Source organism: Gordonia sp. AC31 (genome assembly GCF_031844505.1).
Taxonomy (GTDB): domain Bacteria; phylum Actinomycetota; class Actinomycetes; order Mycobacteriales; family Mycobacteriaceae; genus Gordonia; species Gordonia hongkongensis.
This window is the reverse complement of the sequence record NZ_JAUZVK010000010.1, coordinates 140,730-166,892: the sequence shown is the minus strand read 5'-3', so window position 1 is coordinate 166,892 and position 26,163 is coordinate 140,730. Positions and strand designations below refer to the sequence as shown.

General features: G+C 64.5%; 26 protein-coding genes and 1 pseudogene. 15 read left to right on the top strand and 12 right to left on the bottom strand.

The window, feature by feature from the left end:
- Positions 1 to 83 precede the first annotated feature (83 nt).
- Together Q9R39_RS14175 and Q9R39_RS14170 are read right to left on the bottom strand one after the other, a co-directional pair.
- Positions 84 to 656, bottom strand: coding sequence for a vitamin K epoxide reductase family protein (locus tag Q9R39_RS14175; protein ID WP_011161133.1), 573 nt, complete (start codon positions 654 to 656; stop codon positions 84 to 86).
- A 65-nt stretch (positions 657 to 721) separates the two neighbouring features.
- A complete protein-coding gene (locus tag Q9R39_RS14170) occupies positions 722 to 1,366 on the bottom strand; it encodes a thioredoxin domain-containing protein (RefSeq protein ID WP_035755528.1) in 645 nt (214 codons plus the stop codon).
- Positions 1,367 to 1,586: 220 nt separating this feature from the next.
- Here Q9R39_RS14170 and lnt point away from each other — a divergent pair, with 220 nt between their 5' ends.
- Positions 1,587 to 3,089: an apolipoprotein N-acyltransferase gene (gene lnt, locus Q9R39_RS14165; protein WP_035755530.1), complete on the top strand. Its 1,503-nt coding sequence runs from the start codon at positions 1,587 to 1,589 to the stop codon at positions 3,087 to 3,089.
- Positions 3,090 to 3,105: 16 nt separating this feature from the next.
- Here lnt and Q9R39_RS14160 read toward each other — a convergent pair whose 3' ends face one another.
- The 4 genes from Q9R39_RS14160 to Q9R39_RS14145 all read right to left on the bottom strand — a co-directional run bounded on the left by Q9R39_RS14160 (position 3,106) and on the right by Q9R39_RS14145 (position 7,883).
- Positions 3,106 to 5,295: a cation-translocating P-type ATPase gene (locus tag Q9R39_RS14160; protein WP_035755581.1), complete on the bottom strand. Its 2,190-nt coding sequence runs from the start codon at positions 5,293 to 5,295 to the stop codon at positions 3,106 to 3,108.
- The gene (locus tag Q9R39_RS14155; protein WP_035755532.1) at positions 5,288 to 5,704 is read right to left on the bottom strand and encodes a helix-turn-helix transcriptional regulator; all 417 of its coding nucleotides are present in this window, start codon (positions 5,702 to 5,704) and stop codon (positions 5,288 to 5,290) included. Before Q9R39_RS14155 ends, Q9R39_RS14160 begins: the two co-directional genes overlap by 8 nt.
- A 117-nt stretch (positions 5,705 to 5,821) precedes the next feature.
- Positions 5,822 to 6,994 carry an Ig-like domain-containing protein gene (locus tag Q9R39_RS14150; RefSeq protein ID WP_035755533.1) on the bottom strand — a complete coding sequence of 391 codons (1,173 nt, stop codon included), beginning with the start codon at positions 6,992 to 6,994 and terminating at the stop codon, positions 5,822 to 5,824.
- A gap of 283 nt (positions 6,995 to 7,277) precedes the next feature.
- Complete coding sequence (locus tag Q9R39_RS14145; RefSeq protein WP_308216958.1) at positions 7,278 to 7,883, bottom strand: class I SAM-dependent methyltransferase; 606 nt, start codon at positions 7,881 to 7,883, stop codon at positions 7,278 to 7,280.
- Positions 7,884 to 7,962: 79 nt separating this feature from the next.
- Between Q9R39_RS14145 and Q9R39_RS14140 the strand changes: the two genes are divergently transcribed.
- Both Q9R39_RS14140 and lspA read left to right on the top strand, forming a co-directional pair.
- The gene (locus Q9R39_RS14140) at positions 7,963 to 8,352 is read left to right on the top strand and encodes a helix-turn-helix transcriptional regulator (protein ID WP_081724871.1); all 390 of its coding nucleotides are present in this window, start codon (positions 7,963 to 7,965) and stop codon (positions 8,350 to 8,352) included.
- 50 nt (positions 8,353 to 8,402) lie between these two features.
- Positions 8,403 to 8,846, top strand: a complete 444-nt coding sequence (gene lspA / locus Q9R39_RS14135; protein WP_051406003.1) for a signal peptidase II — start codon at positions 8,403 to 8,405, stop codon at positions 8,844 to 8,846.
- 26 nt (positions 8,847 to 8,872) lie between these two features.
- Here lspA and Q9R39_RS14130 read toward each other — a convergent pair whose 3' ends face one another.
- Positions 8,873 to 10,105 carry an Nramp family divalent metal transporter gene (locus Q9R39_RS14130; protein ID WP_167383394.1) on the bottom strand — a complete coding sequence of 411 codons (1,233 nt, stop codon included), beginning with the start codon at positions 10,103 to 10,105 and terminating at the stop codon, positions 8,873 to 8,875.
- A gap of 379 nt (positions 10,106 to 10,484) precedes the next feature.
- Between Q9R39_RS14130 and Q9R39_RS14125 the strand changes: the two genes are divergently transcribed.
- On the top strand, positions 10,485 to 12,170 hold the full coding sequence (locus Q9R39_RS14125; protein WP_231381013.1) for a cytochrome c biogenesis protein ResB: 1,686 nt from the start codon (positions 10,485 to 10,487) through the stop codon (positions 12,168 to 12,170).
- Between the two features lie 90 nt (positions 12,171 to 12,260).
- Positions 12,261 to 12,575 carry a DUF4229 domain-containing protein gene (locus tag Q9R39_RS14120; protein WP_051406004.1) on the top strand — a complete coding sequence of 105 codons (315 nt, stop codon included), beginning with the start codon at positions 12,261 to 12,263 and terminating at the stop codon, positions 12,573 to 12,575.
- Between the two features lie 278 nt (positions 12,576 to 12,853).
- Here the strand turns inward: Q9R39_RS14120 and Q9R39_RS14115 are convergent, their stop codons facing one another.
- Entirely contained in the window at positions 12,854 to 13,369 is a 516-nt protein-coding gene (locus Q9R39_RS14115; protein ID WP_373194821.1) for a M23 family metallopeptidase, read from the bottom strand.
- Positions 13,370 to 14,587: 1,218 nt separating this feature from the next.
- Here Q9R39_RS14115 and Q9R39_RS14110 point away from each other — a divergent pair.
- Positions 14,588 to 15,394: an endonuclease/exonuclease/phosphatase family protein gene (locus Q9R39_RS14110; protein ID WP_311277659.1), complete on the top strand. Its 807-nt coding sequence runs from the start codon at positions 14,588 to 14,590 to the stop codon at positions 15,392 to 15,394.
- Positions 15,395 to 16,820: 1,426 nt separating this feature from the next.
- A pseudogene (locus tag Q9R39_RS14105) lies at positions 16,821 to 16,955 on the top strand (type 1 glutamine amidotransferase domain-containing protein); the annotation flags it as partial.
- A 470-nt stretch (positions 16,956 to 17,425) separates the two neighbouring features.
- Here the strand turns inward: Q9R39_RS14105 and Q9R39_RS14100 are convergent.
- From Q9R39_RS14100 to Q9R39_RS14090, 3 genes are all read right to left on the bottom strand, one after another.
- Positions 17,426 to 17,806 carry an SRPBCC family protein gene (locus Q9R39_RS14100; protein ID WP_265968386.1) on the bottom strand — a complete coding sequence of 127 codons (381 nt, stop codon included), beginning with the start codon at positions 17,804 to 17,806 and terminating at the stop codon, positions 17,426 to 17,428.
- Positions 17,807 to 18,104: 298 nt separating this feature from the next.
- Complete coding sequence (locus tag Q9R39_RS14095) at positions 18,105 to 18,938, bottom strand: DUF4436 family protein (RefSeq protein ID WP_265968385.1); 834 nt, start codon at positions 18,936 to 18,938, stop codon at positions 18,105 to 18,107.
- Between the two features lie 117 nt (positions 18,939 to 19,055).
- Positions 19,056 to 20,012, bottom strand: coding sequence for a helix-turn-helix domain-containing protein (locus Q9R39_RS14090; RefSeq protein WP_265968384.1), 957 nt, complete (start codon positions 20,010 to 20,012; stop codon positions 19,056 to 19,058).
- A gap of 362 nt (positions 20,013 to 20,374) precedes the next feature.
- On the opposite strand from Q9R39_RS14090, the gene Q9R39_RS14085 reads away from it, so the two are divergent.
- The 8 genes from Q9R39_RS14085 (at position 20,375) to Q9R39_RS14050 (ending at position 25,064) form a co-directional block, all read left to right on the top strand.
- A complete protein-coding gene (locus Q9R39_RS14085; protein ID WP_058253471.1) occupies positions 20,375 to 21,259 on the top strand; it encodes a helix-turn-helix domain-containing protein in 885 nt (294 codons plus the stop codon).
- A 67-nt stretch (positions 21,260 to 21,326) separates the two neighbouring features.
- Positions 21,327 to 22,019 carry a hypothetical protein gene (locus Q9R39_RS14080; protein WP_231742617.1) on the top strand — a complete coding sequence of 231 codons (693 nt, stop codon included), beginning with the start codon at positions 21,327 to 21,329 and terminating at the stop codon, positions 22,017 to 22,019.
- Complete coding sequence (locus tag Q9R39_RS14075) at positions 22,016 to 22,285, top strand: helix-turn-helix domain-containing protein (RefSeq protein ID WP_231742619.1); 270 nt, start codon at positions 22,016 to 22,018, stop codon at positions 22,283 to 22,285. Before Q9R39_RS14080 ends, Q9R39_RS14075 begins: the two co-directional genes overlap by 4 nt.
- Positions 22,286 to 22,288: 3 nt before the next feature.
- The gene (locus tag Q9R39_RS14070) at positions 22,289 to 23,158 is read left to right on the top strand and encodes an AraC family transcriptional regulator (protein WP_058253472.1); all 870 of its coding nucleotides are present in this window, start codon (positions 22,289 to 22,291) and stop codon (positions 23,156 to 23,158) included.
- A 64-nt stretch (positions 23,159 to 23,222) separates the two neighbouring features.
- Positions 23,223 to 23,525 carry a hypothetical protein gene (locus Q9R39_RS14065; RefSeq protein WP_058253473.1) on the top strand — a complete coding sequence of 101 codons (303 nt, stop codon included), beginning with the start codon at positions 23,223 to 23,225 and terminating at the stop codon, positions 23,523 to 23,525.
- A gap of 76 nt (positions 23,526 to 23,601) precedes the next feature.
- Positions 23,602 to 23,904, top strand: a complete 303-nt coding sequence (locus Q9R39_RS14060) for a hypothetical protein (RefSeq protein WP_058253474.1) — start codon at positions 23,602 to 23,604, stop codon at positions 23,902 to 23,904.
- A gap of 85 nt (positions 23,905 to 23,989) precedes the next feature.
- The gene (locus Q9R39_RS14055; RefSeq protein ID WP_156422438.1) at positions 23,990 to 24,376 is read left to right on the top strand and encodes a hypothetical protein; all 387 of its coding nucleotides are present in this window, start codon (positions 23,990 to 23,992) and stop codon (positions 24,374 to 24,376) included.
- A 247-nt stretch (positions 24,377 to 24,623) separates the two neighbouring features.
- Positions 24,624 to 25,064: an SRPBCC domain-containing protein gene (locus Q9R39_RS14050; RefSeq protein WP_058253475.1), complete on the top strand. Its 441-nt coding sequence runs from the start codon at positions 24,624 to 24,626 to the stop codon at positions 25,062 to 25,064.
- 150 nt (positions 25,065 to 25,214) lie between these two features.
- On the opposite strand, the gene Q9R39_RS14045 is transcribed toward Q9R39_RS14050, so the two are convergent.
- Positions 25,215 to 26,102, bottom strand: a complete 888-nt coding sequence (locus tag Q9R39_RS14045; RefSeq protein WP_058253476.1) for a DUF5996 family protein — start codon at positions 26,100 to 26,102, stop codon at positions 25,215 to 25,217.
- Positions 26,103 to 26,163 lie beyond the last annotated feature (61 nt).

The following is a 26,163-nucleotide window of genomic DNA, read 5'->3' as shown; positions in this document are numbered from 1 at the left end:
TCACACCACACCTGCGGTCTGCGCGAGTGCGGATCTCTGCTACGCGAGTCTGCCGTCTCGGGCCGGGCGCTGCCCCGGAGGTGTCACATCAGCGTCGACCAGTACCACCAGAAACGGTGGGCGATCAGGGCGATCACTGCCAGCACCCACACCAGCGGTACCACGGTGTGCACCGTGAGGATCGCATCGAGGGCTCGGCGCGCTGTCCCGGGTGGGCAGAAATGGTCGGCATTGCGCAGGCTCACATACCAAAAGGCAACCACGACAACCACCCACACGGCCATGCAGTACGGACAGAGCGCGTTGATTCGGTACAGGCTCTGGAAGATCAGCCAATGGACGAACACCACCGCACCCGTCAACCCACTCTGCAGCCCGATCATGACCCAGGTGGGCGGCCGGCTCCCCATCAGGACCGCGACAGCAATCAGCGCGGAGAAGCCGGCAATTCCGATCAGTGAGTTGGGAAACCCGAAGACGACCGCCTGGGGGGTGTCCATCACCGATCCGCAATTGACGATCGGGTTGATACTGCAGGTCGGTGTGTACGCCGGATCGGTTGCCAGTTCGAACTTTTCAACCGTCAGCGTGAACGCAGCGATGAGCCCGATACTTCCGCAGACCGCAAGGATCCACGCGAGCAGTCGCGGAGACACTGGGAATCGTGTAGCTGCCGCCGTGGGCGAGGATGGCGAGGCCTGGCGGGGTGGTGGTGGGACGGTCACTGGCGTAGTGCGGATTCGAGCGCCGAGCTCAGATCGTCATAGCTCTCGGGTTTGATGAGTTCGTCGTTGATGAAGAAGGTGGGTGTGCCGGTGACACCTAGCGCTTTGCCGTCAGCGACATCGCGGTCGATGAGTTCGCGGGTGGCCTGCGAGTTGTAGTCGGCGGCGAATCGATCCATGTCCAGACCGAGCTCCTGGGCATAGGAGAAGAACAGATCGTCCAGCGGTACCCGCTGCTCACCCCAGCTGCGTTGGGTGTCGAACATCTTGCGGTACATCGGTTCGAACTGACCTTGCTCGGCCGCGGCGGCAACGGCGCGTGCTGCGCGGTCAGCGTTGAAATGTCCGGGGAGCGGGAAGTAGCGGACCACGAAAGTGACCTGATCGCCGTATGTTTGGCGAAGCTGCTCCACCGCCGGGTATGCCGCCCCGCACCCTTCACATTCGAAGTCCAGGAATTCCACGAATGTTGCCTTGGACTCGGTCGGAGTCGATAGACGTGGGGAATCATCCCGTACCGTCATGCTCGCCTGGGCGGCAGCCTGTTCGCTGTCACCGGCCCGGGACACCACGAACACCACTGTCAGCGCCAGGCAGAACACGAACACCACGGCGAGTGAGATCTTGACGGTGCGGCTCACCGGGGCACCCTTGACTCGAGTCGAACCTTTAGCGCTTGACCTGCCACGATGTTCACTCCCGTCGAACTACTACTACTACGTTAGCTAGTAGTTTACAGGCGCGCGGCCCCGGCCGGGCGACCGCGGGCGGATCGGTGCGCTCGACAAACTTCGGTGAGGGGTGCGGTGCGCGGTGGTGGGTTTTTCGGATAGTCGACGTGCCGGCGCGTCGTTTCTGCCGATGCGTCAGCCTGTGTTGCGCGGCGCAGCTGCCGTCGGCGCCGGCGGCATGCTGTACGTGAGTTTCCCTCCGCGTCAGCTGTGGTTCCTCGCCCCGTTGGCTATCGCGGTTCTGGTGGTGACGCTGCGGGGGCGGTCGTTGTGGGCGGCATCCGGCTATGGCTATCTGGCTGGGCTGGGGTTTTTCGTGCCGTTGCTGCCGTGGGTCGGTATCTATGTGGGTGCGGTGCCGTGGCTGGTCTTGGCAGCAGTCCAGGCGGTGGCGTTCGGGATCTTCGGGGCGTTGGCAGCGGCACTGGGCAGATGGCGCGGCGCGCCGGTGTGGTTGGCAGGCGCCTGGGTGGCAGTCGAAGCTGTTCGTTCCCGGATACCGTTTGGCGGTTTCCCCTGGGGCCGAATCGCATTCGGCCAACCGGAGGGGCTTCTACTGCCGTTGGCGGCGCTGGCCGGCGCGCCGGGGTTGTCGTTCGTTGTGGTGCTGCTCGGCGCGGCCCTGGCCGCGGCGGCGGGGGCTGTGGTCCGCCGGCAGCCTCAGACGTTGGCCGGGCCTGCGGCCACGGTTGCTGTGATTGGACTGCTGGTGTGGATGATGACGCCCGCGGGGGGAGGCGATGACGCGGGGGAGCGGTCGGTGACGGTGGCGGTGGTGCAGGGCAATGTGCCGCGGCTGGGGTTGGATTTCAATGCTCAGCGACGCGCAGTGCTCGACAATCATGTCCAGCGCACCCTCGATCTGGCCGAGGAGATCCGCTCTGGGCGGGTCGTGCGTCCCGATGTGGTGGTGTGGCCGGAGAACTCATCCGATATCGACCCGTTCGGGAACCGCGATGCTGCGGCGCAGATTGATCGTGCCGCGCGGGCGATCGGGGTGCCGATCCTGGTGGGAGCGGTGATCGCCGGGAGCAACGGCACGTCCCGCAACACGTCGGTGGTGTGGGATCCGGTTACCGGGCCTGGTCAGGAGCACAACAAACGTCAGCTGGTGCCGTTCGGGGAGTACTTGCCGTTGCGGCAACTGATGACACAGCTGTCCTCCTACGCCAGCCGGGCCGGGAACTTCGTTCCAGGCGCAGGCAATGGCGTTGTCGATCTTGCAGGTGTACCGGTGGCGGTGGCGACCTGCTACGAAGTCGCGTTCGACGATCTGGTGACCGAATCGGTGCGCGCCGGTGCGCAACTGATCGCCGTGCCGACCAACAACGCGACGTTCGGGCGCACCGAGATGACCTACCAGCAACTCGCGATGTCGCGGGTGCGGGCAGTCGAGCACGATCGGGCGGTGGTCATCGCAGCAACCAGTGGGGTGAGCGCGGTCATCGAACCTGATGGGACCGTTGCACAACGCACAGCGCTGTTCACCCCCGATGTCCTCATCGCGCGGGTGCCGCTGAGGACAACGACGACTCTGGCGACGCGGATCGGAGCAGCAGGAGAAGTGATTTGTGCTGCCGCGGTCCTGGCGGCACTGGTTGTCCGCACGTGGAGATCACGCCAACGCACCTGACGCGGCGTGGTTGTGCTCAGTGGCGTTCGCGATGTGGCGTTGGCGAGCTACTCGATGTGTCATCGGCGTCATCCGGCGGGCTCGAACAGCAGCTGCACCCTGGTTCTGTTGTGGCAGAACAGCTGTTGCTGGTCGCTGCGCCTCGTGATCGGGGAGTCGGCAGCAGGGGCACCTCGGGCACCGGCCGTGGTTGATCGGTGGTGGCCGATACCGGGGCGCAGCAGGCGTCGCCTGTGTCGTGGTAGGCCGCCACCGAGATGTTGAGCCTGCCGGGGGTTACCCGGGGCACGGCAGCGGTGCCTGGCAGTGCTTTCGTCCGGGCGGCACGAATCGCGTTGGCGATCACCAGTACTTCTGCGAGTTCGTGGACGAAGACCACTGTGGCCAGACCGAGGACGCCCGTGGCGGCCAGCGGAATCAGAACACCGATGATGGCCAGAGAGAATCCTATGTTCTGCAGCATGATTCGGCGTGCGCGCCGAGCGTGGGACAGCACTTGCGGGAGATGGCGGAGATCTTCGCCCATCAACGCCACATCGGCGGTTTCGATAGCGACGTCGGTACCCATCGCTCCCATCGCGATTCCGACATCGGCGGTGGCCAACGCTGGGGCGTCGTTGACGCCGTCGCCGACCATGGCGATCGCCCGCCCGCGCGCCAGCGTGGGCAGCAAGTCGGCTTTGTCTTCGGGGAGCAGTTCGGAATGGACGGTGCTGATTCCGGCCGCAGTGGCCAAGGCATGTGCGGTGCGGTCGTTGTCCCCGGTCAGCATGACCGAGTCGACACCCAGCGCCGTCAGCTGAGCGACCGTTTCGGCGGCCTCGGGGCGAAGCTCATCGCGGACCGCGATCGCGGCGACGACCGTGCCATCGCGTTCGATCAGCACGACGGTGGCACCGTCGCTCTGCAACCGGGTGACGTCTGCGGCGAGCGCCCCAGGATCAAGCCACCCGGGTTTGCCCAGTCGCAATTGCTGTCCGCGAATCTGGCCGGTGAGTCCGTGACCGGCGATCGCGGTGACGTCCTCGGCAGGTGAGCCCAGAGCAGGTGCGGCCGCGAGAATCGCACTCGCCAACGGGTGCTCGCTGCGTGCCTCGAGCGCGGCGGCATAGGACAACGCGTCCTCGCGGGTGATCTCGGGTGTGGCCACCACGGCGATGACCTCCGGAGTGCCGCGGGTCAAGGTGCCGGTCTTGTCCAGCGCGACGACGCGAACCCGTCCCAACTCCTCCAGGGCAGCACCGCCTTTGACCAATGCACCATGGCGGCTGGCGGCGCCGATCGCGGCGACCACCGTCAGCGGCACCGCGATCGCCAACGCACACGGGGACGCAGCAACGAGGACCACCAGGCCGCGTTCGAGCCACACCAGGGGATCACCGAGTAGCGCACCGATACCTGCCACGAGCGCCGCGAGCACCATGATGGCCGGGACCAGGGGGCGGGCGATACGGTCGGCGAGACGTTGGCCGGCGCCTTTGCGTTCCTGCGCTTGCTCGACGATGTGAACGATGCGGGCCAGGGAACTATCCGCGGCGCGGGCGGTCACGCGGACTTCGATCGCACCGCCACCGTTGATCGCGCCGGCGTAGAGCGAGTCACCCGGACCCGCCTCCACCGGAACAGATTCGCCGGTGATCGCCGACACGTCCACGCTGGTTGTGCCCGCTGTGATCGTTCCGTCGGTGGCCGCGCGCTCACCGGGACGCACCACCATCACATCGCCGATGATCAACTCATCCGGTGACACGGTGATCTCACGTCCCTCACGAATCACCGAAGCAGTGGGCGGAACCAGCGCGAGCAGCGACCGCAGCCCTCGCCGAGTTTTGGTGACCGCGTAATGCTCGAGTCCTTCAGCGACCGAGAACAAGATTCCGAGTAGCGCGGCCTCGGGTATTTGACCCAGCGCCACAGCCCCGATCGCGGCGATCGTCATCAGCGTTCCGACACCGATACGCCCGTGGCGCAGCGACCGCAGCGTCGATGGCACGAACGTTGAGGCCGCAACGACAACCGCGATCAGTTCCACGACGATGCCCGCGGTCTCTGATAGAGAGCCTCCGATGATCCAGCCGAGCGCGAGGAACACTGCTGCTGCGGCGGCGAAACGCAGCTCGCGCACCTGCCACAACCGAACCGGGCCCTGATCGACCTCAGCCTCGAGGTCGGCGGAATCGGAGGGTCCGCAGCATGCGTCAGCCATGAGCATGTCCCTGCACTGTGGCCGCCGACGGTGTCGTCGTGGCTGCGGTGGAGAGTCCTGCAATCGCTAGGACCGCTGTCACGAGAGCGTGGCCGGAGGGGGTCAACGCATACATCACCAACCGTCCGTGGCGGCGCCCGGTCACCAGTCCGGCACCCTTGAGTAGGCGCAGATGGTGCGAGACGAGGTTCTGCGCCAGGCCTACCACCCACGCGAGGTCGCAGACACAGAGTTCGTCCGCCGACAGCAACGCCGTTGCCACTCGCAGCCGGGTCGGATCACCGAGTGCACGAGCTCCGGTGGCGGCACGGTCGATTGCGGTCACATCGGGTAACGCAGTCCGGATATCTTCTGCGTGCGGCAGATCGAGACACAGCAGATCGCACGTGTCCACCGACTCCTGAGTCATATCAACATCCTTACGTTCATTGATATGAACTATGTTAGGCATGCCGGTACGGATATCTCAACACCCGTCGATATGTCGAGAGGAGTCGACACGCTCTCGAGCCAGGGGGCGGGGCGCTTAGGTGTCGGTGTTGCCCTTCTTCCACTGTGACCACGGGATGTTCCAGTCGCCGAGTCCATCGACTCCCGACAGTGTGTCGGCGTTGGTGTTCTTGACCGTGACGGGGTCACCGCGCAGGGTGTTCTTCACGAGCCATTCCGCGTCTGCGGGACTCAGGTTTGGGCAACCGTTGCTGACGTTGCTGTTGCCTTGGGCCGACATCGACCACGGTGCGCCGTGCATGTAGATGCCGCTGTAGGACATCTGCACCGCCCATTGAACGGGTGTGCGGTATCCCGCTGCGGACTCGACAGGCACTCCGTAGGTCGACGAGTCCATGATGATGTGCTCGACGCGATCTCCGATCATGTAGATGCCGCGGGGCGTCGGAGTGCTGTCTTTGCCGAACGAGGTCGGCATGGTGCGGATGACCTTGCCGTCTCGTTTGACGACGATTGTTTTGGTGTTGTCGTCGGCGACGATTTCCTGAGCTCTGCCAATGGTGAAGTCATAGGACAAGTTCTCGTCGCCGTAGAGCCCGTCGCCGAGGTTGACTCCGTAAATGTTGACGGCGACACTGACTTTGGTGCCCGGTGTCCAGAAGCGTTCGGGCCTCCACCGGACCTCGGAGTCGCTGATCCAATAGAACGCACCCTGCATCTGGGGGTCAGACGACACGGTGATCGCCGCCTGTGCCTTCTTTCGGTCGGGGATGGGATCGGCGAACCGCACGCCGATCGTGTGGGCGATCCCGACGGTTTTCTCGCCGAGGATGGCCGCGCTGGTCAACGATTCCGGCGAGGTCGTGGTGAAACGCTGCGAGACGACCGATCGACCGCCCACGCCCACGGCCTCGGCTTGAACCACGTATCGCTTCGAATACCCCAGGGGCTGGGTGCTTGTCCACGTTGAGCCGTCCTCGCTCAGGGAGCCCGCCAAGGGACGGCCGCTGGCTGTGGGAATACGGACGTTAGTCAACGCGCCGCGACTGGCCGTGACAACAATAGGAAGCCCAGGTTCGACAACCGCGTTGGGCGCAAGTCGCCCGCCACCTTCAGTGGCCACAGCGATGGAAGGTTGTGTGATGTCGGCGAAGCTGTCAACGGCCTGAATCTCATTGCTGAAGGCGGCACCTCCGGTCGAGCTGCACGAGGTCAACACCATCACCACCGCCGTCAGCGTTGCGAGCATCAGCAGTCGCGGAATACCGACTCGGACCGACCCGCGACATTCACGAGAGCCCGAGCACTGCGGCTGCCCACCGTGAGTCGATCGGCGATCACATAGCTCTTCGGTAGCTCGAGTCCCTCTTACGCGGCCCATCGATTGTCGAACCCTCCCACTCGGCGCTGGACTAGGTTTACTAACCACGATAGTAGTTGAAGGCTGTGCGCTCCTTTACCCACTGCACCGCGTGAGAGAAGGTTCGAAACGTCTCGTGGTGGGCGACCGCCGAGCCACCACATCGACCTCACTATTGCCGTGTGGCGACACCCAACAGGTAGTCGCCGCCGATGCGTGTTCGCCACCGCTCGCCGACGTCGAGACCGTGGCGGGACAACTCGTGCAGGAACTCACCGGCAGTGAACCGATCCTCGCTCGGATGGTCAAACAGCACTTGGTAGGTCGGCCGAGCAAGGGCGGTCGCGGTGACCTCGTCAAAGAAGAACCGCCCACCCGGTTTGAGTACGCGGGCCACCTCGTCCAAGGCTTCCCGCCAGTTCGGGATGTGGTGAATGATCGCGAAGTCGAAGACTGCGTCATAAGTACCGTTCTGCCCACCGCCGACGTCGTGAAATGCTGAACGCAGGTCCGTTGCGCTACCTCGGGCGAGGTGTGCCCTGCCGGTGTGTCGGCGTAGGCGGTGGCGAGCGCGAGAAATCATCGCCGGATCGAGGTCTACCGCGTCGACGCGCGCGGCGCCGAACTCGTCGAGGATCAGCCGGGTGCCGTAACCCGACCCGCACCCCAGCTCAGCAACGCGCGCTCCCGGGGTCCGTCCGCCCAACGCAGTCAAGACACGCGCCTCGTAGCGCTGCAGCCACCGCCGGGGCGGCGAGTTCACCAGGACAGTCTCCATGCGGTTCATCAACATTGTTGACCACCCTCCCTCATCATCGGCGGAGACCGCTTATTATCGTCTGGTGACGATCAATAGCATGGATGGGTGTCGCACGTCGAGAGCCGGAACGAATGTGGACGCGGCGGTGGCGTTGTTTCACAGCCTGTCCGATAGCACCCGATTGGCGATTGTGCGTCGTCTTGCCGGTGGGGAGGTCAGGGTCGCCGACCTGGTAGGGGAGTTGGGTTTGGCGCAGTCGACAGTGTCGGCGCATGTGGCATGCCTTCGCGACTGCGGGCTAGTTGAGGGACGCCCACAGGGTAGGCAGGTGTTCTACCGCCTCACTCGGCCCGAGTTGATGGACCTGCTGGCCTCGGCGGAGACCCTGCTGGCGGCCACCGGTAGCGCGGTAGCGCTGTGCCCGAACTATGCCGGCGACGCCGCCGCAGCGTCAGCGAGTTCTACCCCGGCTGGAGCCTTGACGTGACCGACGCGCCGCCGGCAGTGACGAAAACACTCCACCCCCGAGGCGTTCTCATGGCCCTGGTTGTCGTGGTGACGTTCGTCGGGCTGGCAGTCAACTCCTTCGTTGTCAGCCGACTCACCGAGGGCAGTGCGGCCGATCTGGGAGTGCTCCAGTTGCGGTTAGCGTTCAACCCCGGTGTTGCATTCAGCCTCGGTGATCAGCTGCCCAGCTGGGCCATACTCGCCGTGGCCGGGTTCATCACCCTCGCACTGGCCGGCTACGCAGTGCACGTCGCACCCGACGCGGGGGTCGCCGGTCGGATCGGATTTGCCGCGGTCCTCGGCGGCGCACTCACCAACCTGATCGACCGCGCCGCCGACGGTGTCGTCACCGACTACTTCCATACCGGCTGGTTCCCCACGTTCAACCTCGCGGACACATTCATCACCATCGGCGTCGTCCTGATCGTGCTAGATGTGTTGCGGCAAGAATGGTCAGCTTCGCGCGACGCCTAGGGGATCGAACCGTCGCGCGAACTCGCTTAACCGGTGACCGTCAGGTAAATCAAGGCGACGTTGAGCACGATGATGACCGCTGCAGTAAGCCAGGCCAGCGAAGTGGTGAGTCGATTGTTCACATCCTCGCCCATCAGCATCCTGTCGCTGGTGAAACGCACTAACGGAACCAGTGCGAAGGGAATGCCGAAGGACAGAACGACCTGCGAGACGATCAGAGCTCGGCTGGGATCAATTCCGATGGCCAACACTGTGATGGCAGGTATCAGGGTGATCAGGCGTCGGAGTATGAGCGGGATCCTGCGCTGCAACAGCCCGTCCATGATCATCGCGCCGGCGTACGCCCCGACCGAGGTTGATGCCAGCCCCGAGGCAAGAAGCCCCAGCGCGAACAGCAACGCCACCACTTGCCCCAAGGTGTCGGCGACCGCCGCATGCGCTCCGTCGATCGAATCGACCCCTTCACGGCCACGCAAAGTGGTTGCTGCCACCAGCAGCATGGACAGGTTGACCGCGCCCGCCAGCAGCATCGCCAGACCGACATCGATCTTCGTCACACGCAACAGCCGCGACCGGACCGGCCCCTCCGGTTGATGGCCGTGTCGATCCCGCACCAAACCTGAATGCAGATACACCGCGTGAGGCATCACCGTCGCACCCAACATGGCGGCCGCGATCAGCACGCTTTCCGTGCCATCGAACCGCGGCAAGAGGCCCCCCACGACAGCCCCGGGGGGAGGTGGTGCCACGACGGTGCTTGTCAGAAAACCGATGGCAATAACAGCCAGCAAGCCAATGATCACCCGCTCGAACGGTTGCTGCCCTCTGCGGTCTTGGACAAGAAGTAAGACCATCGACACCGAACCTGTGATGACGCCACCGATGAGCAACGGCAGGTCGAAGAGCAGATTCAGCGCGATAGCTCCGCCCACCACTTCGGCGAGATCGGTTGCCATAGCGACAATCTCAGCCTGCACCCAGTAGGAGAGCCTGGCGGTCCGCGACGCGCGCAGACGCACCGTCTCCGGCAATGACCTGCCCGTGACCACCCCCAGCTTGGCAGAAAGGAACTGCACCAACCCCGCCATCACGTTCGCAACCACGATCACCCACACGAGGAGGTAGCCGAACTGGGCGCCGGCGCTGATATTGGACGCGACATTGCCGGGATCAACGTAGGCGATGGCCGCGACGAAGGCCGGACCAAGCAGTAGCGACCCCGACCGAGCTCGCGCGAGCCGCGGACGAGCCGAAGCCATGACCTCTCGCATTGCCGCCCCTCAATAGCAAATTTCGGTCTACCGAATAAAACTATTCGATACACCGTAGTTGATGGGGCGGCACATGACGAGACCCGAGGAACTTGGGTGGTGTCGACGGCTCGTAAGTGCGAGCGCGCCGCAGCGGGGCGCATCACCGCTTGTCATCTGCGTACCGAAATACTACGCTACGTAGTATTTCGGTGTGGGCAGGAAGAGCAGGTGAGACCCGGATGGCGATGCGGGCGAGGAAATCCCGGCGGCCGATGGTGCTGGGAGTCGACTGGCAGACAGCTGCGGATCACGTCGCCGACCGCGCACTTCGTTCTCTCGCGAGTGATGACGACTTCCAGGGTGCGGCGTTACCCATACGACGACGATGATGCACACCGGCAGCATCGAAGCGCCGACGCCGCGACGACCACGCCGCCGGCTTAGCCCCCTACTCAGATTGTGGCGTTCGCTGACGTCGATGAAAACAGCACTCATGCTGCTGTTCCTGTTGGCCGCGGCGGCAATCCCGGGCGCTCTGCTGCCGCAGCGCCCACTCAACGAACAGAAAACAACCCAGTACATTGCCGACCGCGGCGCCCTCGGCACGTGGATGGACAGACTGCAGCTCTTCGACGTCTTCGCCAGCTCGTGGTTCACCGCGATCTATGTCCTGCTGTTCGTGTCGCTTGTGGGATGCCTCACTCCCCGCATCCTCGAGCATCTGCGCGCGGTGCGAGCCCGTCCAGTTCCCGCGCCGCGCAACCTCACCCGCCTGCCGCGGCATTTCGAGGACACCGTAGAAGGAACACCCGAAGAGGTTGCTGCCCTCATCAACGCCAACCTCCGGGGCTGGCGCCGAGCCACCACCACACGACCAGCGACTACGCACCGACCCACCGCAGCCGTAGAGATCTCGGCAGAAAAGGGTTACCTCCGCGAGTGGGGCAACCTCGTGTTCCACTTCGCTCTAATCGCCTTGCTGATATCGATCGCGGCCGACAAACTCTACGGCTACGAAGGCACCCGTAGTCTCGTCGCCGATGGCACACAAGGGTTGTGCAACACCTCGACCGCGGTTTATGACTCATTCCGCGCAGGCAGCCTCGTCGATGGCACCGATCTCTCACCATTCTGTGTCCGCGTCGAGGGCTTCGATGCCCGGTTCCTGCCGAGCGGTCAGCCCGACATGTACGAAGCCGACGTCACCTACACCGGGGACGTGCGACAGTCCGATCCCGATACGTGGAGCACTGCACGCGTCCGAGTGAACGAACCGCTGCGAGTAGCTGGCGACCGCGTCTATGTCCTCGGCAACGGCTTCGCACCGACGTTCACTGTGACGTTCCCCAACGGTGAGCAACGCACTCAGACAGTGCTGTTCATTCCCGACAACTTGCAGACGATGCTGTCCTCCGGCGCGGCCCGTTTCGATACCCCAGCCGGCCTCTACCCCGACGCAGACGAACGTCGCAATCGACAGATCGCGATCGAGGGCCTATTCGCGCCCACCGCAGCATTCCAAGGAACCCTGCTCACCTCATCGTTTCCCGTGCCGAATGATCCGTATGTGGCGATCAGGATCTACCAAGGCGACACCGGACTGGATACCGGTCGCCCGCAGAATGCGTACTCCTTGAACCGGGCGCTCATCGAGCAGGGTCGGCTCCAGCAGCGGGCACAGGTCAATCTCAGCCCGGGACAGACTCACACCATCGCCGATGGCACCGTGGTGCGCTTTGACGGGTATGAACGCTTCGTGTCCATGCAGGTATCACACGGGCCGGCACAGAACTGGGTTCTGTTGTCGGCGACCGTGATGCTGGCTGGGTTACTTGTATCTCTACTTGTCCGGCGTCGCCGAATCTGGGTGCGGCTAGTGCCCGTCGGAGTCGACGGCCAACGACGCACCGCAGTAACAATCGCAGGTCTGGCCCGCACCGATCAGGCCGGGTGGGGCGAAGACTTCGACCAGCAGGCGCGGCGATGGCTGACCCAGCCAGGGCCGAAAAAACGCCGACCACGGCGCACATCAGCCATGAGATCTCACATCCGTACAGATCTCATCTCATGAACCGCCCCCGCTGCAGGACGCGGCACCGAACCAACTGTCACGTCACAATCCATCCCGATCGCATTCACGCCACACGGAGGCCCATAGACCATGCGCAGAAACACTTCTCACGGCGCCACCACCACGCCGGCCTCTTCGGCCAGATCTCTCATCGCCATCGCGCTGCTGTACAACATCGCGCGCCTAGCGCTCGCTGCGGTGCTATGTGGACTGATCCTATTGGTCGCCTACCTGATTGACGTGGACGTCCCGTTCTTCGTAGCCGTCGTGCTCGCCGTGATTCTCAGTAGTCCAGTCTCGATGATCGTCCTCAAACCCCTACGAAGTCGTATCAATCACCGGGCCGAGGCAATGGACTCCCGCCGAGCGGCCAAAAAGGGACTCGCCAGACCGGACGCGACATGAGTTGGTACCAGACCAGAAAACATAATCAGCCAAGCCCGACTGTCCTGCCGAACATGCAGTGCAGTCTGCCGGATCGGTGAAACCAACGCAGATCACCCTCGATGAACCACAACCACCCGCACGCCGTTCCTCTCAATCGATCGGGGGTAGGCGCCCAACTGTGTGGCCGCCGAACCGACTACTGCGCCCGAGGAATTGGGCGTACCCAGTCCCGCCTCTAGCTCGCGACACCTGTGCGGGACCACTCGTCGTCACACCTCCCGCGCCGATACGGCGGGTCATCCAACGACGTAGACCCCCCGGGTTCTCAGCCACTGTGCAGGATCGAGTTTGGGTCCGTCTTGCTGCCAGACCTCGTAGTGCAGGTGCGGGCCGGTGGAGTAGCCGCGGTTTCCTACCGTTGCGATCTGCTCGCCGGCCAAGACTCGCTGCCCGACGCTCACCAGTGTCTCGTTGATGTGCCCGTACACGCCGATCGTGCCGTCGTCTTGCAGCACTCGTATCCACAGCCCGAAGCCATCAGCCGGACCGGATTCGATGATCTGCCCGTCGCTGGTCGAGACCACCGGTGTGCCAATCGAGTTGGCGATATCGAGGCCATAATGCGTGGTACTCCATCGCGCTCCGTAACTTGAGGTCACGGTGCCGTAGGTCGGTGCCGCCGACCGCGGCCGTTGTGGCACCGGGGGTTCAGACGGCCGCGCGCGATCTGGCTGTGCCAGTTCTCGCATAACCGAGGTCAGCTCATCGCGTGACGATGCCCGTGCCGACGTGCGGCTTCGCTGTTCGGCCACCGATCCGACGGTTACAGATCGTGGGGCTGCTGCGGACTGGACGTCGACGGGCACGCCAGCCTGAGTCAGGGGAGTGACCGTCAGGTCGTGTCGATCGGCGAGCGCAGTGGCCGCAGTCCCGCCGGCAGCGCATAGAACCACCGCGGCCAGGAGTGATCCACCCAACCCGGCCGCAGCCGCCGACCGAGTTGAGGTGCCCGAGACCTCCTCGCCGTCAAGCACCTCGAGAAAGCCTGACTGAGCTTGCTCGCTGGACTGAGGTTCAACGACACACAACGCCCGCTCCCACGGTGCGGTAGGCGCTGCCGAAGGATGCCTGCCGAGGTCGAGCGGGCGCTGTGAGCGACGCGGCCCGAAAACTCGATGGCCAGGCCCGGCTTGGCGGGGCAAGGCAGTACGCGAGCGCGCAGTGTATGGACGGCCACTGCGTGGTGGGTATGACGGCGACGCCTCGGGCGCCGTCGTCGATCGCGCACGCGGCGAGTAGGAGGGCACTGGGGCGCCCGAGAAGATGGGCCGCCGCGTGAACCCGGCCGACACCTCGGGTGGGACAGGCATTCGGTGTCGCCCGGCCGCATGCACGATGCGTGAATGCTCGAGCCCCGGGAGTCCGGGGGTGAGGCTCGCCGATGCGTCGCGCCGGAACGCAGGGATGCCAGCGGAGGGTGGGCTGGGATCAGCTTTGCGATGCCGTGCCAAGGGGAGTCCTTCAGTCCAAAGCGTCAGTCCGGATGGAAACAGTTCGATATCGAACGAGCCACAGCCAGGTTACTACTATCCAGGTTAGTTTCTCCGCGTTGGCCCCAGGATCACCCCGTACGCGCTGCGCAGCTCCGGTGGTGCGCCCGGTTGACCAGCAATATCGTCGTGGCCGACGACGGGTTGGCGTCATGCGTGCACGAGTTCTCGCCTGGGCTGCTGCGTCGGCAACGAAGCCGTCCGGCTCTCGTAACGGTCACCATAGATCGAACCGACTGGTGGCTTGGCTGACAGCCCCTGTCGCCGACAGCCTCCACTCGACGATCACCCGCCAGAGAGCGTGACGGTGATCGTGGCATGATCGGCCGCATGCGTGGACTGCTACGAGCACTCGGGTGGGGTGCGGTCCTCGCCGCTGCTGCCGGTGTTGCTGCCCACTATTCTGGCCTGGTCAGCAATTTCGCTTCCCGGGTAGCGGCGTTCACGCCGGTGCTGATCATCGTCGGTGTCCTCGGTCTGATGCTGCTGCTCGCCGCGCGCGCCTGGCTTTCCGCGGCGGGAGCTGTGCTCGTCATCGCCGTAGGCGTGACGGCGCAGGCCCCACTGTATCGGGGGGTCGACGAACAGGTCTCGGACTCGGACCTTACCGTGATGCAGGCCAATATCTATCTCGGGCAAGCTGATCCGGACGCGCTAGTGTCGCGGGTGCGCGACTCAGGCGTTGACGTCCTCACGATAGTCGAGCTGACGCCTGAGGCGGTGGGAGCCCTCGAGCGCGCCGGGTTGCGCCAAGCCTTGCCGTTCGCGTTTCTCCGTCCCCGAGACGGTGGAGGTGGAGCTGGCATCTATGCGCGGGCCCCGCTGACCGACGGGCAACTCCTGCGGGGATTCGAACTGTCGAACCTTCGCGCGCGACTGCTGCTTCCGAACCGCTCGCCCATCTCGATCTATGCACTGCACCCGTTGCCGCCGTATCCCGAACCGTCGTGGCGCTGGGATGCCGAGCTCCGCGAGTTGCGCTCGATCCTCTTCGCCGACACAGATCCACTGATCATCGGCGCCGATGCGAACTCGACCTACGACCACCGCTCCTTCCGGCAGCTACTGTCTGGACCCTCGAATTCGCCCCAACTGACCGACGCCGCCGAGCATCTCGGATCGGGCGTCGTCGCGACCTATCCTGCCGGCCGGCCCTACCCGTCGCTGCTTGCGCTCGACCGGGTGCTGACACGCAATGGCCCGACACCGACATCGTTCCGGCGGATCGATCTGCCGGGCTCCGACCATCACGGGGTGCTCGCGCGCATCCGGCTCAGCGAAGGATGACGTCCCCGAGTAATCTCGAACCATCGGAACACCTCGGTTCGTGACCGACAGCCTTATGTCATCAACTCGATCGAGCCTGGCAAGCTATCTCCCCCAACGATTTCCATATGCCACCACTGGCTACTTAATGATTCAGCCGGGCGGCGCCGGTGAGGGTGGAGGTGGGTTGCGGTCGCCGGGTTGGGGTATCGGGAAGGTCATCGACGGGCTCGGTGGGTCCGGTGGTGCGAGCCGGTTTTGGGGGTTGGCTCGCAACGCGGCCTCAGCCGCGGCTAGGGGCGCTGAGGCTCTGTCGCGGGCTTGTTGTTCGGTCACCGGTTTGCGGCCGTCGACAGGGATGAGGGTGTACCACTTCTCGGACTCGAGGTAGCGGGTGGCGAACAGGTACCACTGGCCGACCTTGAGGGGTGTGTCGCCGTCGACGGAAATGTAGACACCGTCCTTGCTCCGCCTTGCTGGTTGACTACTACGCTCTCGGGGACTTCGCCCTTGATCGCTGTTTTGGTGAGCACGCTGTACTGAGTTTCGGGGAGCGGCCCGAGTGCCTTGGTGCCAGCAGCTGATTCGACACGGCCGGTGAAGACGTGTGTGGAGATCGCCACCAGATTACGTAAGTCAGAGGTGTCAGTGAATGAGTCCGCATGGGCGGTTGAGGTGGCCGTGGCCGATTCGAGGGGTGGGATGCCCTCATCGACGGTTTGTTCGCCGCACGCGGTCAGGGTGGCAGCGGCGAAGATGCCGGCGATGCCGAGCGTGAGGGCCGCCGGTCGTGTTGCTCGGTGGTGGGTCATCAGAGTCCCCACTTGTTGCGGTACAGGCCGCGGGTGAGGCCGGTGGGTGTGTAGGACGTTCCGCGGGCCCCGTCATTATCTGCCATCAGGTCGTTGGAGCAGGTGTGGAACAGCCCCAGTTCGTGCCCGACCTCAGTCCAAGTTATGTCACTTTCTAGCAAAAGTGCCTGTCCCCCAGCTGGTTTTAAAGTGCCGATAAGATACATTATGTCAACTAAACCCAACAGTCCCATTGGTGAAACCACCCGCGCCGATCACCCACTACTGCTGTCGGGTGACGATGCAATTGAGACTTTGCCACCCTAGATGAGACCCGGTGACACCAACTTAGGACTTCGAACTCGCCGACTGGCAAGAATCCACGCCGAACTCTCACATCGGCTGTCACTGAGGACCCTTCGCCGCCACGAAACCAACGGAATCTCAGTTCAGATGGCAGCGAACTACGCAAGCTGGTTGCCACCCGCAATACGCGGGTCAATGACTCTCAAGTAGCTGTCACCACTCCCAACTGCCGTGTCATCGGACACTCGTCGTTCCCGGGTAGCGCCGAGTTCGGCGCGATGATGGAATATCGTGCCGGCCATGACCACGGATGACTGGTTGGCCGACACCCGAACCTCTTATGACACGCCAAACAACGCGGTGCCCTCTACGAGAAAGCCAAGCTGCCGTTCGTCTCCTAGGCCGTCGTCGACGGCAAACTCGTCACGGGCCAGAATCCGGGATCGGCCAACGAAACCGCCAAGAAGTTCGCTGCGCTGCTCTGACGTCCGGGCTCGAAATACAGTGATCGAATAGGCAGTGTTACCAGTAGGACCCCGGCAATCCCATCTGATGAATCCACCCGCGCCGATCACCCACTACTGCTACTGCGGGCCTTCTGGTACGACCCGCTCAGCCAGAGAGTCCAGAGCCATGTGGACGGCGGCCGTGGTTCGTCGGACGTCGCCGGTTACCAGCAGGTCGAGGAGACCGCCACGGAGGACGGCGAGAACAGCCGTCCGTTCACTTTCGGCCGTCGACATGTGCCGGACGGTTATCGGTTGCGCCTCTGCCAGCATCGTCAGCCAGTCGTCGACAGTCCCCTGCGCGAACAGGCTCCACGGGCCGTCGGGGTCGGTGAGCGCTCGACCGTACGCCTCGTTCAGCGCGACGCCTTGGGGCCGCCGGCAGCGGCGATCGACAGACGCGGCGGGCTGGTGTCATCACATCGCCGACGCAGCGGCGTCTTCCGAGGTCAGCTTCCGAGACCTGATGCGATCCGTTCGATCCGCGGCAACGCGATGGCCAGAATCGGTAGATATGCCACCGCCCAAACCGGCGCGCTGAAGCTGACAGTGCAGCCACCCGCCACCGGGATCACCTCGTGTCGCGTCGCGTTCACCCCTGCCACCTTCCAGGCCCACAACCGCCCATCAACGAACTCGGTGATCTCGAACGGCACCGGAACCCCTGCGACAGTCGTGATCGTTCCGCGTGTCCCGGATGCCAACTCGACGTCGCCGTCCACACGTGCCCCGAAAACTGTTGGCCCCCATTCCGGCCAGGTGTTCACATCGGTGATGGTCGCCCACACCGCTTCGGGTGGCAGGTTGGTGTGCAATTCGGTCGTCGGCATGCCATTTCGGAACGTGGTGCGAACGCGCAGCGTCGACCACAACGATGAGGACGTCGCGGGGCGTCTCACGATTCGGCCTGACTGGACAGTTCCCACGCCTGCTCGTGGCCTAGCGAGAATCGTCGCCACCCCGGCGATACCGGGTTGTCGTAGTTCACCGTGATCTGCACCATCGAACCATCGTCGCAAAACAATTGCCGGGCCGTCGGGGCCCAGACCTGATCTGCCGAATCACTGCACGTCAGAGCGTTGCGCCGGCACGGACTTTCGCGGCGCTCGTCCTGTTCTCCGTGTTGCCTCAGGGTGCCTGTTTCCACCAGGCGACGACATACAGAGCCAGCGACGCCACGAGTCCGCCGAGGACCCACAGCACCACCGAGTAGTCGACCCACGACCCGAACGGGGGCGTACCGGGAAAGATGTTGCGCAGGGGCAGTACGGCGAACAGCATCACCGCGAACCATGTGACCATCGGAGGCTGAAATGCCTTCCGGCGTCGAACGGTCTGGATAGAGACAAACAACGTGCAGATCGGCAGGACGACGAGCATCACGCACAGGGCGAGATCGAAGATCAGCGATCCGGCCGTTCTCGACGACTTGATCGTGAACGACTGCCCACCGGGCGCGACGTCTTCGGCTGTGATGTTCCATCCGATGACCGAATCGGTGAGCGCAACCTGTGTCGGCAGCTCCATCTCGTTCGGACCGTACGCCTGCACGGTGACCGACGTCGACTCATAGCCGTCGAATGGCCAGACCCGGATGTCGCCGTCGCTGTACAACAACACTGGCAGCGCGCCCGGGCGAGTGCCGGCATCGAACCTCACCTCGGTAGACGAGACAAGGGGCGAGAGGTCAACGGTCAGGTCCTCTCGAAGGTCTCCCCGACTGTCGAGCAGATCGGCCCCGGCGGAAATCGAGACGTTTCCGGCGACTTCGAAGGCGGCGCCGTTGACGGCGTCGATGTCGAGGTACACAAGGACCCCATCAGGGGCCGGCTCACGCCCATCCGTGTCGTCGGTGGATCCGCCCGCCGCATATGTGATCAGCACGGCGATGTAGACGGCCAGCACTCCGACGACGATCGCCAATCCCTTGATTAACGACCTTGTCCCGACCGTCTCCGCCATGCGCCAGCCTCCACACCTTTCGGCGGCCAATCGGGCGCCGGCTGCCGCTGAGTGTATCGGCAACGCCATTCTTCGTCGGGCCTTCGTATTCGGTCACAGTCGGCCGTTTCCTGCCCGCTACCCCGTGCGCGACGCCGCGAGTACCCGCCACGCACGCGGACTCATCCCGTACGTCTCGCGGAATCGTCTACTGAAGTACGACGGATTCGTGATGCCCCAGCGCCGGGCGATGGCCGCGACCGGCTGATGAGCGGTCTCGGCCCGAGCGAGGTCGTCGTGCGCGCCCTCGAGTCGACTCGTGATGATCCACTGCTCGAGACTCATGCCGGCATCGGCGAAGAGCTGGAACAGTTTTCGGACGGTGATGCCGTGTGCTCGCGCGATCGACGTCGGCGACAGGTCCGGATCGCTGAGGTGCAGGCGAATGTATCCGCGGATCCTGGGAAGCAACACTCCGAGCATCGTCCCCCGCGCATACTCCGCGTCGTAGGCGGATGCGATGAGGGCCCGGACCAGATCGATGCTGGTCTCACCGAGCTGTGCGGCGACCTCCGACGCCGCCAACTCGTCGGCCTTGCAGGTCAGCTCGGTGATGTGGTCGACCACCATGTTGTGCAACGGACTCTTCGCCAACCGTTCCGACGCCGCCCAGACCACCTCGCGCGGTAGGCCGAGTTCCTCCACCGGCACGTACAGACAGAACGGCACGCCCGGGCCGGCCAGCTCGTAGTCGTAGGGCGCATTGTGGTCGGTGATCATCAACGCACCGGGCCGAACCTCCCGCTGCACACCGTGCTGCTCCTGTCGGCCGATACAGTTGCGATGCAACGCAATACCGAGTTGTTCGCCCGGACTGCTCCGGATCTGACGTTCGGTGCGCCGCAGCCGGAAGCCGGTCATCTCGGCCTGGAAGATCGTCGCTCTTCCGTAGCTCCACACATCCATTCGGCATCGGACGGCGCCTGTCTCGTTGAGGATCACGGTGGACGGAACCGACTGGTCCTGCATCGCCGACACGGTCGCCTCGATGCGATCGGCGTACGGTAACAACGCGGTGTCGAATACTACGGCCATGGTTGCCGAGTGAACAGCAGGCTGAGCGAGCGTTCTGTGGACTGGCACGGAGAGACAATTTTCGTGCACAGACAGCCAACTCCGGGGTTCCGCCTCGTGCGCGGACAGCACACATCGGTGCGGCCACAACCAGACCGGCCGCGGCCAAATCGCTTACAGTGTCCGCTTCGACACCCAGAAAGGCGGTCTCATGTTCACGTCCCCCCCTCTGTGCGTACAGCGACAGACTCTCCTGCACAAGCACTCTCGTCACACGATGCATCAGACGACGGGTCAGTTCTGCACGCCTGCACCGTCGACCGGGGCTGACGGTGGCGGTCGTCTTCGACAGCCTTGACCACGCGCCACGCGATCGAGTCGATATGGCACGGACGGTGTTCCGGGAGCAGTCGGCGCCGTCGACGGTGGCGTTCGTCGACTCCCCCATGACTGCAGTCATGGAAACGTGGCGGCTGGGTGACAACCATCTGTTCTGTGCATCGATGACGAGCAACCACTTGAGTCGGACTGCGCGCGATGTGCGTCGCGGTCCGACGGGCACCATCGGCATCGCGGTGCAGACGTTCGGCGTGGCGAGATTCGAGCAGGACGGTGATCAGCGGATCGTTCGTCCCGGCGACATGATGGTCGTCGAGCTCGATGCTCCCTACGAATTCGGTTGGGCTGGCTGGGGTTGCTCTCGATGTCTGCACATCCCGACATCCGACGTCGGGCTCACCGGCACACAGATCCGCGAGGCCGCGCGACGCCTGACCACGAGTCCGCTGTACGCAATCGTCCGCCGCCACATCGACGACTTGTGCATCGACCGGGACGACGAGGTCCCCGGTCTCGCGACGGAATCACTCGCCGCATCGTCGAATGCCCTCATCCGCTGCCTGCTGGCGCCACACGATCCAGCTCCTGACGACGCCGACATCGATCGCTGGGTACGACGTGTCGACACCTTCCTCACCGACCACCTGACCGATCCCGATCTGTCGATCGGCGCTGTCGCCGGCCACCTCGACACGCCGGTGAGCGAGGTCACCCGCCTCGCGGCCGTCGCGGGGGTGGACGTGCCGCGATGGATCACCGCGAAGCGTCTCCATCGAGCTCACGCGGATCTCCGCCGACGCCGAACCGAACCCGACGCCGCTTTTGCCCGCGCTCACGGTTTCGCCGACCTCGCCACCTTCGAAGCATCATTTCGCGACCTATATGGGCTCACCCCGCGCACGTGGTGGGAGATCCGCCATGAATCCTGACCGATTCACGTTGTCCTTCCTGCTCACGACGCTGTGGTCGCGATAGTCGACGGCGCTGAGGAGGGACATGGGGATCGTCTATCGTTCCGCCGACCTGACGGAGGCCGACCGTGAGGAATTCACGCGCGCGGCCTTTCTCGAGCAGTCCTGGCCCACGACCGTCGCACTCGACGAGCCGACCGCCGACGACGCAGTCATCGAGGTGTTCTCCTATGGCCGCGCGAGCATCTTCCGGGCGCAGATGGGAGGAATGCGACTCGTGCGCTCCACGGAACAGGTCCGGTCCAGTCCCGCCGACGTCCTCGCCGTCGCCGTGCAGGAGCGCAGCGCCGGGCGCCACGAGATGTACGGCGAGCAACGCGTTGTGCAGAAGGGCGACCTGATGATCAACGACATGAACACGTCGTACGGCTATGCATGGAGTGGCCGTGGGGCATCGAGGGCGCTCTACGTGCCGCTGCAAGACCTGGGATTGTCGAACGAGGTCATCCGCGGAGCGTCGCGTCGGCTGCCGGCGAGTCCGTTGTATCCGTTGCTGCGCAGTCACATCAACGAGATGACCGACGACGGAAATCGACTGTCCGCCGATGACGTCGCGGCAGATGCCGTCGGAAGCGCCACCATCGAGTTGACGCGGGCGCTGCTCGCATCCGCCTACGACTCGATTACGGCCTTGCAGCAATGGATGACGTCCTGCTCTCCCGGATTCGTGGCTATGTGCGGCGTCACCTGGGCGATCCGGAACTGTTTGCGGGGATGATCGCCGATGCCCACGACATCTCCGTACGAAAGCTGTTCCGGCTCTGCGCCGATGCCGACATCAGTCTCGAACAGTGGATCCTCGCGTCCCGCCTCGAGGGTTTCCGCGACGAACTCGCCCGGTCGGCGAGCCGACACCAATCGGTCGCACAGGTTGCACGGCGCTGGGGACTCGTCAACCCGTCGTTCGTCAGCCGCCGGTTCCGCGAGGTGTACGGCATGACGCCGCGCGCATGGCGTCGGCTCACCCCCGACTCGGACGACTGATCCGTGCGCGCACACGCGATCACCCTCTCGGCGCACGGGTCCGACGCGCTCCACGTTCCGGTCGTCCGATCATGGCCGATGGGCGACGAGATGTGGCTGACCTCGGTCCGACATCACGGGGTGTCGGCATCGGGTGCCGGTGAACGCGGCGGTGCACCAGTGGCGCCACGACTCTTCGTCGCCGTTCCGGGTGGGGACTCGTGGCATAGTCGGCTCGGGACCACGGAGGATTCCCGGCGCAGGACCGAACTGGCGGTCGTCGATCAGTCGACGTCATTCGACTTCCGAACCCGCGAACCGGGGACGATTGTCGCGCTTCACCTCCCGCAGTCGTGGCTCATTCTTCCGGCCGAGACCGTCCGGCTCGGGATCAGAAACCTGGACGACTCCAACCCGCTCACCATGTTCGTCCGCAATCACCTCGTCCACCTCGGGCGTATCGCCGAACACCACCCGGGGGTCCTCCCGGAGTTGGCTTCCGCGAGTACCGACATCGTGCGCTCGCTGCTGCTCACGTCGGCGCAGACCGAAGCACGCGATCCGGTCGATGACCTGATCGTTCGGGTGAAGGCCTACATCGACGAGCACCTGACCGACGCCGACCTGTCGGCAGAGACGATCGTCGCGGCCCACAACGTGTCGACCCGGAAGTTGTATGCCGACTGGTCGAGTGCCGAGGGTCGGCTCACGGATCACATCATCCGACGCCGCCTCGACCGTGCCCGCGACGCCATGATCACCCGTCGATATCTGACCGTCCCGGCCATCGCCCGCGCTCATGGGTTCAGCGACCCGACGCATTTCACCAAGCGGTTCCGAGCCGCGTTCGGGGTGACCCCGTCACAGTGGCGGCGCGACAATCTGGACTCGTGACGACAAACCGCCGGTGACAAGGTACCCCCACCTCGTGATCGCCCATAGAACGATAGGAGAACTGATGTCGGACAACGAATCCACCGTACGGCGCGGCACGTACTTCGAGGAACCGATCGTCATCGACGAACGCACCACGATGATCCTGGTGTCTCGCCGCGGGTTCCGCGACCGGTCGGTGGCCGTCGGCGCGTACACGGTGACCGAGGGGGCAACGACCTGGACCCCGGCGGTCGACGGCGGCCGGGTGGCACTCATCGGCGTGATCACCGGCCTCGTCGCGGCCGCGCTGGGATCGGCTGCGGTCCTGCGGCAACCACCGTGGCCGCAAATGACCATCGGGCCGGATCACTTCCCCGGCCACTGATCACCACTCGGAGTCACGTCCCCGTCTGCGGAAAAATGCCATGCGAGTACCGACGTGAGTCTCTAACGTCCCACGGATGATTGCGCAACAGAGCGATGACTGGCGCCCGACGCCGGCCGACGGCCCGGTCGATCTGGTCGTCGACGGTGAACTGTTTCAAGTGACAGTCCATGCCGACGGTGGGTATTCGAGCACGTGGACGTCGGGCCCGAACCCTGGGTACGGCTTCGGCTCCAGCGGCCCGCGTGTCGCGTGGCAGAGCGACGACGGGCTCCCGCCCGCCCCGCTGCCACTCCCCCTGCCGACGATTCGCGACCACCGCGAGTCGATCAGGGAGTTCCTCTCGAACATCAACCCGGAGACCGGATATCTCGACTGACCGCATACCGGCCGCGGTGATCTCAACCCCCGTGGGACGAACGTGTCTGCGCCAACGATCGTTCGAGAAGCGTTGTCAGCACTGCATGATCGACGTCTCGGAGGCGAGTGACGTGGAGGCACGACTTGGCGACGCGACACTTTCCCAGCCGGTCGATGAGATCTGGCCATTGCGTCGCGAAGTCGCTGACCAGGTAGATGGTGTGATTCTTCGGGCCGGGCGCGAAAGCGAGTTCCGGCGCCCGACCGCCATGCCCGCTGGCGTAGCGGTACTCGTACTCGCCGAAGCCGATCATACGGCCGGCCCAGACGACGGGCCGGTGTCCGGAGATCTCAGCGAGCAGGGCGACCAGTTCATCGGCCTCGTCCCGACGTGGACCGACTGCTCGGTCGAGCACTTCCTCGATCGGCGCCTCGGACGGCCTCATCGCGGGCGCCTTGCCGCCGGCGCGCGGTTCTTCGTTCACAACTGATACCCACCGGTTCCTGTTCGCCTGGAAAGGCACGTCGTCGAGAACCTAGCAGACCTGGCCGGTGGGTCGGCGCCGATCAAGACTCGCCCGACTGTCCCTGCCCAACCGCACCCAGGTCAGCGTCCTCCCCGCCGTGAGCCCGATGAGTTCTGCGAGCAACGAGAGTCTGCCCTCCTGCGGACCGAGCCGTCCGCGGCGCAACAACATCGATGTCGGCCGACGTCGACGACCAGAAGGCAGTGACACCATGACGGACGCAACCGGGGTAACCCTCACCTACACACTGAACGCTTCTCCCGCCGCCGTGTTCGACGCGTGGACGACGCCGGCTCTGTTCGCCGCGGTCTTCGGCGGCAGCGCGAATCAGGTCCCCGTCGAATCGGTATCGCTCGACGCCCGACCCGGGGGCACCTGGGCAGCAACGATGATCGTCGGGGACGATTTCCCCGAATTTCATTGGCGCGGTGAGTACGTCGAGGTCCGACGGCCGAACAGACTCGTACTGACGATGACCGACGCGCCGGGTGATGAACGTGAACTCCTCACCGCTGACTTCATGGCAGTCGACAACGGCACCGAGATCCGTTTCAGCCAAACCGGTGGCAACCTCACCGACGAGCAGTACGAGTACGCGGCCGCCGGCTGGCGCGCGGCGTTCGAAGCGCTGGACGCTCAGCTCGCCGGATAGGCACGGGGGCTAGGTGGCGAGCGGCGCCGCTGAGCGAGATCGCAACCGGCCAGGACGAACGACGAACAGACCCCGTCGACACCACTCCGTTTGAAGTCGCGTCGACGAGGTGACCTCTGGAAGTCCGTAACGTCCGCCGCCGGCCGGCGTCTAGTCCCAGCCCGCCGTCTCCGCCGCCGCACGATGAGTCTGCTCGAGGAACTTCAGGACCACCGCGTCCGGGTCCGGCGACTGGCGCACAAGGTGATACGGCAGGATGTACTCGCCCAGTGCGGCATCCCATCGCGCCGGAGCCTCGACCGCCGGGTGCGTGTCGTAGCCCTCGGGATGTGGGTAGGCGTAGGCGTAGAAGGCCCCCTCCTCGGCGCCACCCGGCCAGTAGCCCGCGCTCGACACCTCGTCGCTATAGGCCTCGTGCATCACCCAGTCGGGGCAATTCGGTACACCACCCGGATGCTGGGGTGCGCTGCGACCCGAGAACCGCGTGACAGCCAGATCGAAAGCGCCCCAGAAGAAGTGCACGGGTGACGACTTGCCACGGAAGCCGCCGCGGAACTCCGACAGCACGCGATGCGCACTGACGAGAGACCGCCAGAACCGAGACACGGCGTCGGCGTCGTACGACGAGTGGGCGGTGTCCTCGGCGAACGGGGTCGCATCGGGCAGTTCGACGGGAGTACCGACGATGGCGATGTCGAAACCGAGGTCGGCGAGGTGGGCGGTGTACTCCGCGTAGAAATCGGCAACCGTCCGCGGTTCCAGCTTCATCTGACGGGTGCTGCCATCGGTGACGAGGAAGAGCAGCTGGTGGTCCAGAAAGTCGAAGCGGATCTCGAGGCCGCGGTCTCCGACGGCCATCAGAGACGTGGTCAGGCCACGTGCGTCCACATACAGCGGTACGCCCCACCAGTGGTTGACCTCGGGTCCGAGAGCGAGACGCGTCTTGCCGACGATCTGGGTCCACAACTGGACGGTGTCCCTTGTGTCGACCCACGAATCCACCGGTAGTGCAGGCCAAGCCTCGTATTTGGTTTCCATGTGGCCAATGATCCCGGACGCGTCAACTCGAACATGCCGACGAGCCGTCGGTCCTGTGAAG

Bases quoted from the DNA above. Each gene is read 5' to 3' on its own strand.
- lnt (WP_035755530.1), top strand. From the start codon at position 1,587: ATGCGTCAGCCTGTGTTGCGCGGCGCAGCTGCCGTCGGCGCCGGCGGC.
- Q9R39_RS14160 (WP_035755581.1), bottom strand. From the start codon at position 5,295: ATGGCTGACGCATGCTGCGGACCCTCCGATTCCGCCGACCTCGAGGCT.
- Q9R39_RS14155 (WP_035755532.1), bottom strand. From the start codon at position 5,704: ATGACTCAGGAGTCGGTGGACACGTGCGATCTGCTGTGTCTCGATCTG.
- Q9R39_RS14150 (WP_035755533.1), bottom strand. From the start codon at position 6,994: ATGCTCGCAACGCTGACGGCGGTGGTGATGGTGTTGACCTCGTGCAGC.
- Q9R39_RS14145 (WP_308216958.1), bottom strand. From the start codon at position 7,883: ATGGAGACTGTCCTGGTGAACTCGCCGCCCCGGCGGTGGCTGCAGCGC.
- Q9R39_RS14140 (WP_081724871.1), top strand. From the start codon at position 7,963: ATGGATGGGTGTCGCACGTCGAGAGCCGGAACGAATGTGGACGCGGCG.
- lspA (WP_051406003.1), top strand. From the start codon at position 8,403: ATGGCCCTGGTTGTCGTGGTGACGTTCGTCGGGCTGGCAGTCAACTCC.
- Q9R39_RS14130 (WP_167383394.1), bottom strand. From the start codon at position 10,105: ATGGCTTCGGCTCGTCCGCGGCTCGCGCGAGCTCGGTCGGGGTCGCTA.
- Q9R39_RS14125 (WP_231381013.1), top strand. From the start codon at position 10,485: ATGATGCACACCGGCAGCATCGAAGCGCCGACGCCGCGACGACCACGC.
- Q9R39_RS14120 (WP_051406004.1), top strand. From the start codon at position 12,261: ATGCGCAGAAACACTTCTCACGGCGCCACCACCACGCCGGCCTCTTCG.
- Q9R39_RS14110 (WP_311277659.1), top strand. From the start codon at position 14,588: ATGCTGCTGCTCGCCGCGCGCGCCTGGCTTTCCGCGGCGGGAGCTGTG.
- Q9R39_RS14100 (WP_265968386.1), bottom strand. From the start codon at position 17,806: ATGCCGACGACCGAATTGCACACCAACCTGCCACCCGAAGCGGTGTGG.
- Q9R39_RS14095 (WP_265968385.1), bottom strand. From the start codon at position 18,938: ATGGCGGAGACGGTCGGGACAAGGTCGTTAATCAAGGGATTGGCGATC.
- Q9R39_RS14090 (WP_265968384.1), bottom strand. From the start codon at position 20,012: ATGGCCGTAGTATTCGACACCGCGTTGTTACCGTACGCCGATCGCATC.
- Q9R39_RS14085 (WP_058253471.1), top strand. From the start codon at position 20,375: ATGGCACGGACGGTGTTCCGGGAGCAGTCGGCGCCGTCGACGGTGGCG.
- Q9R39_RS14080 (WP_231742617.1), top strand. From the start codon at position 21,327: ATGGGGATCGTCTATCGTTCCGCCGACCTGACGGAGGCCGACCGTGAG.
- Q9R39_RS14075 (WP_231742619.1), top strand. From the start codon at position 22,016: ATGATCGCCGATGCCCACGACATCTCCGTACGAAAGCTGTTCCGGCTC.
- Q9R39_RS14065 (WP_058253473.1), top strand. From the start codon at position 23,223: ATGTCGGACAACGAATCCACCGTACGGCGCGGCACGTACTTCGAGGAA.
- Q9R39_RS14060 (WP_058253474.1), top strand. From the start codon at position 23,602: ATGATTGCGCAACAGAGCGATGACTGGCGCCCGACGCCGGCCGACGGC.
- Q9R39_RS14055 (WP_156422438.1), top strand. From the start codon at position 23,990: ATGATCGACGTCTCGGAGGCGAGTGACGTGGAGGCACGACTTGGCGAC.
- Q9R39_RS14050 (WP_058253475.1), top strand. From the start codon at position 24,624: ATGACGGACGCAACCGGGGTAACCCTCACCTACACACTGAACGCTTCT.
- Q9R39_RS14045 (WP_058253476.1), bottom strand. From the start codon at position 26,102: ATGGAAACCAAATACGAGGCTTGGCCTGCACTACCGGTGGATTCGTGG.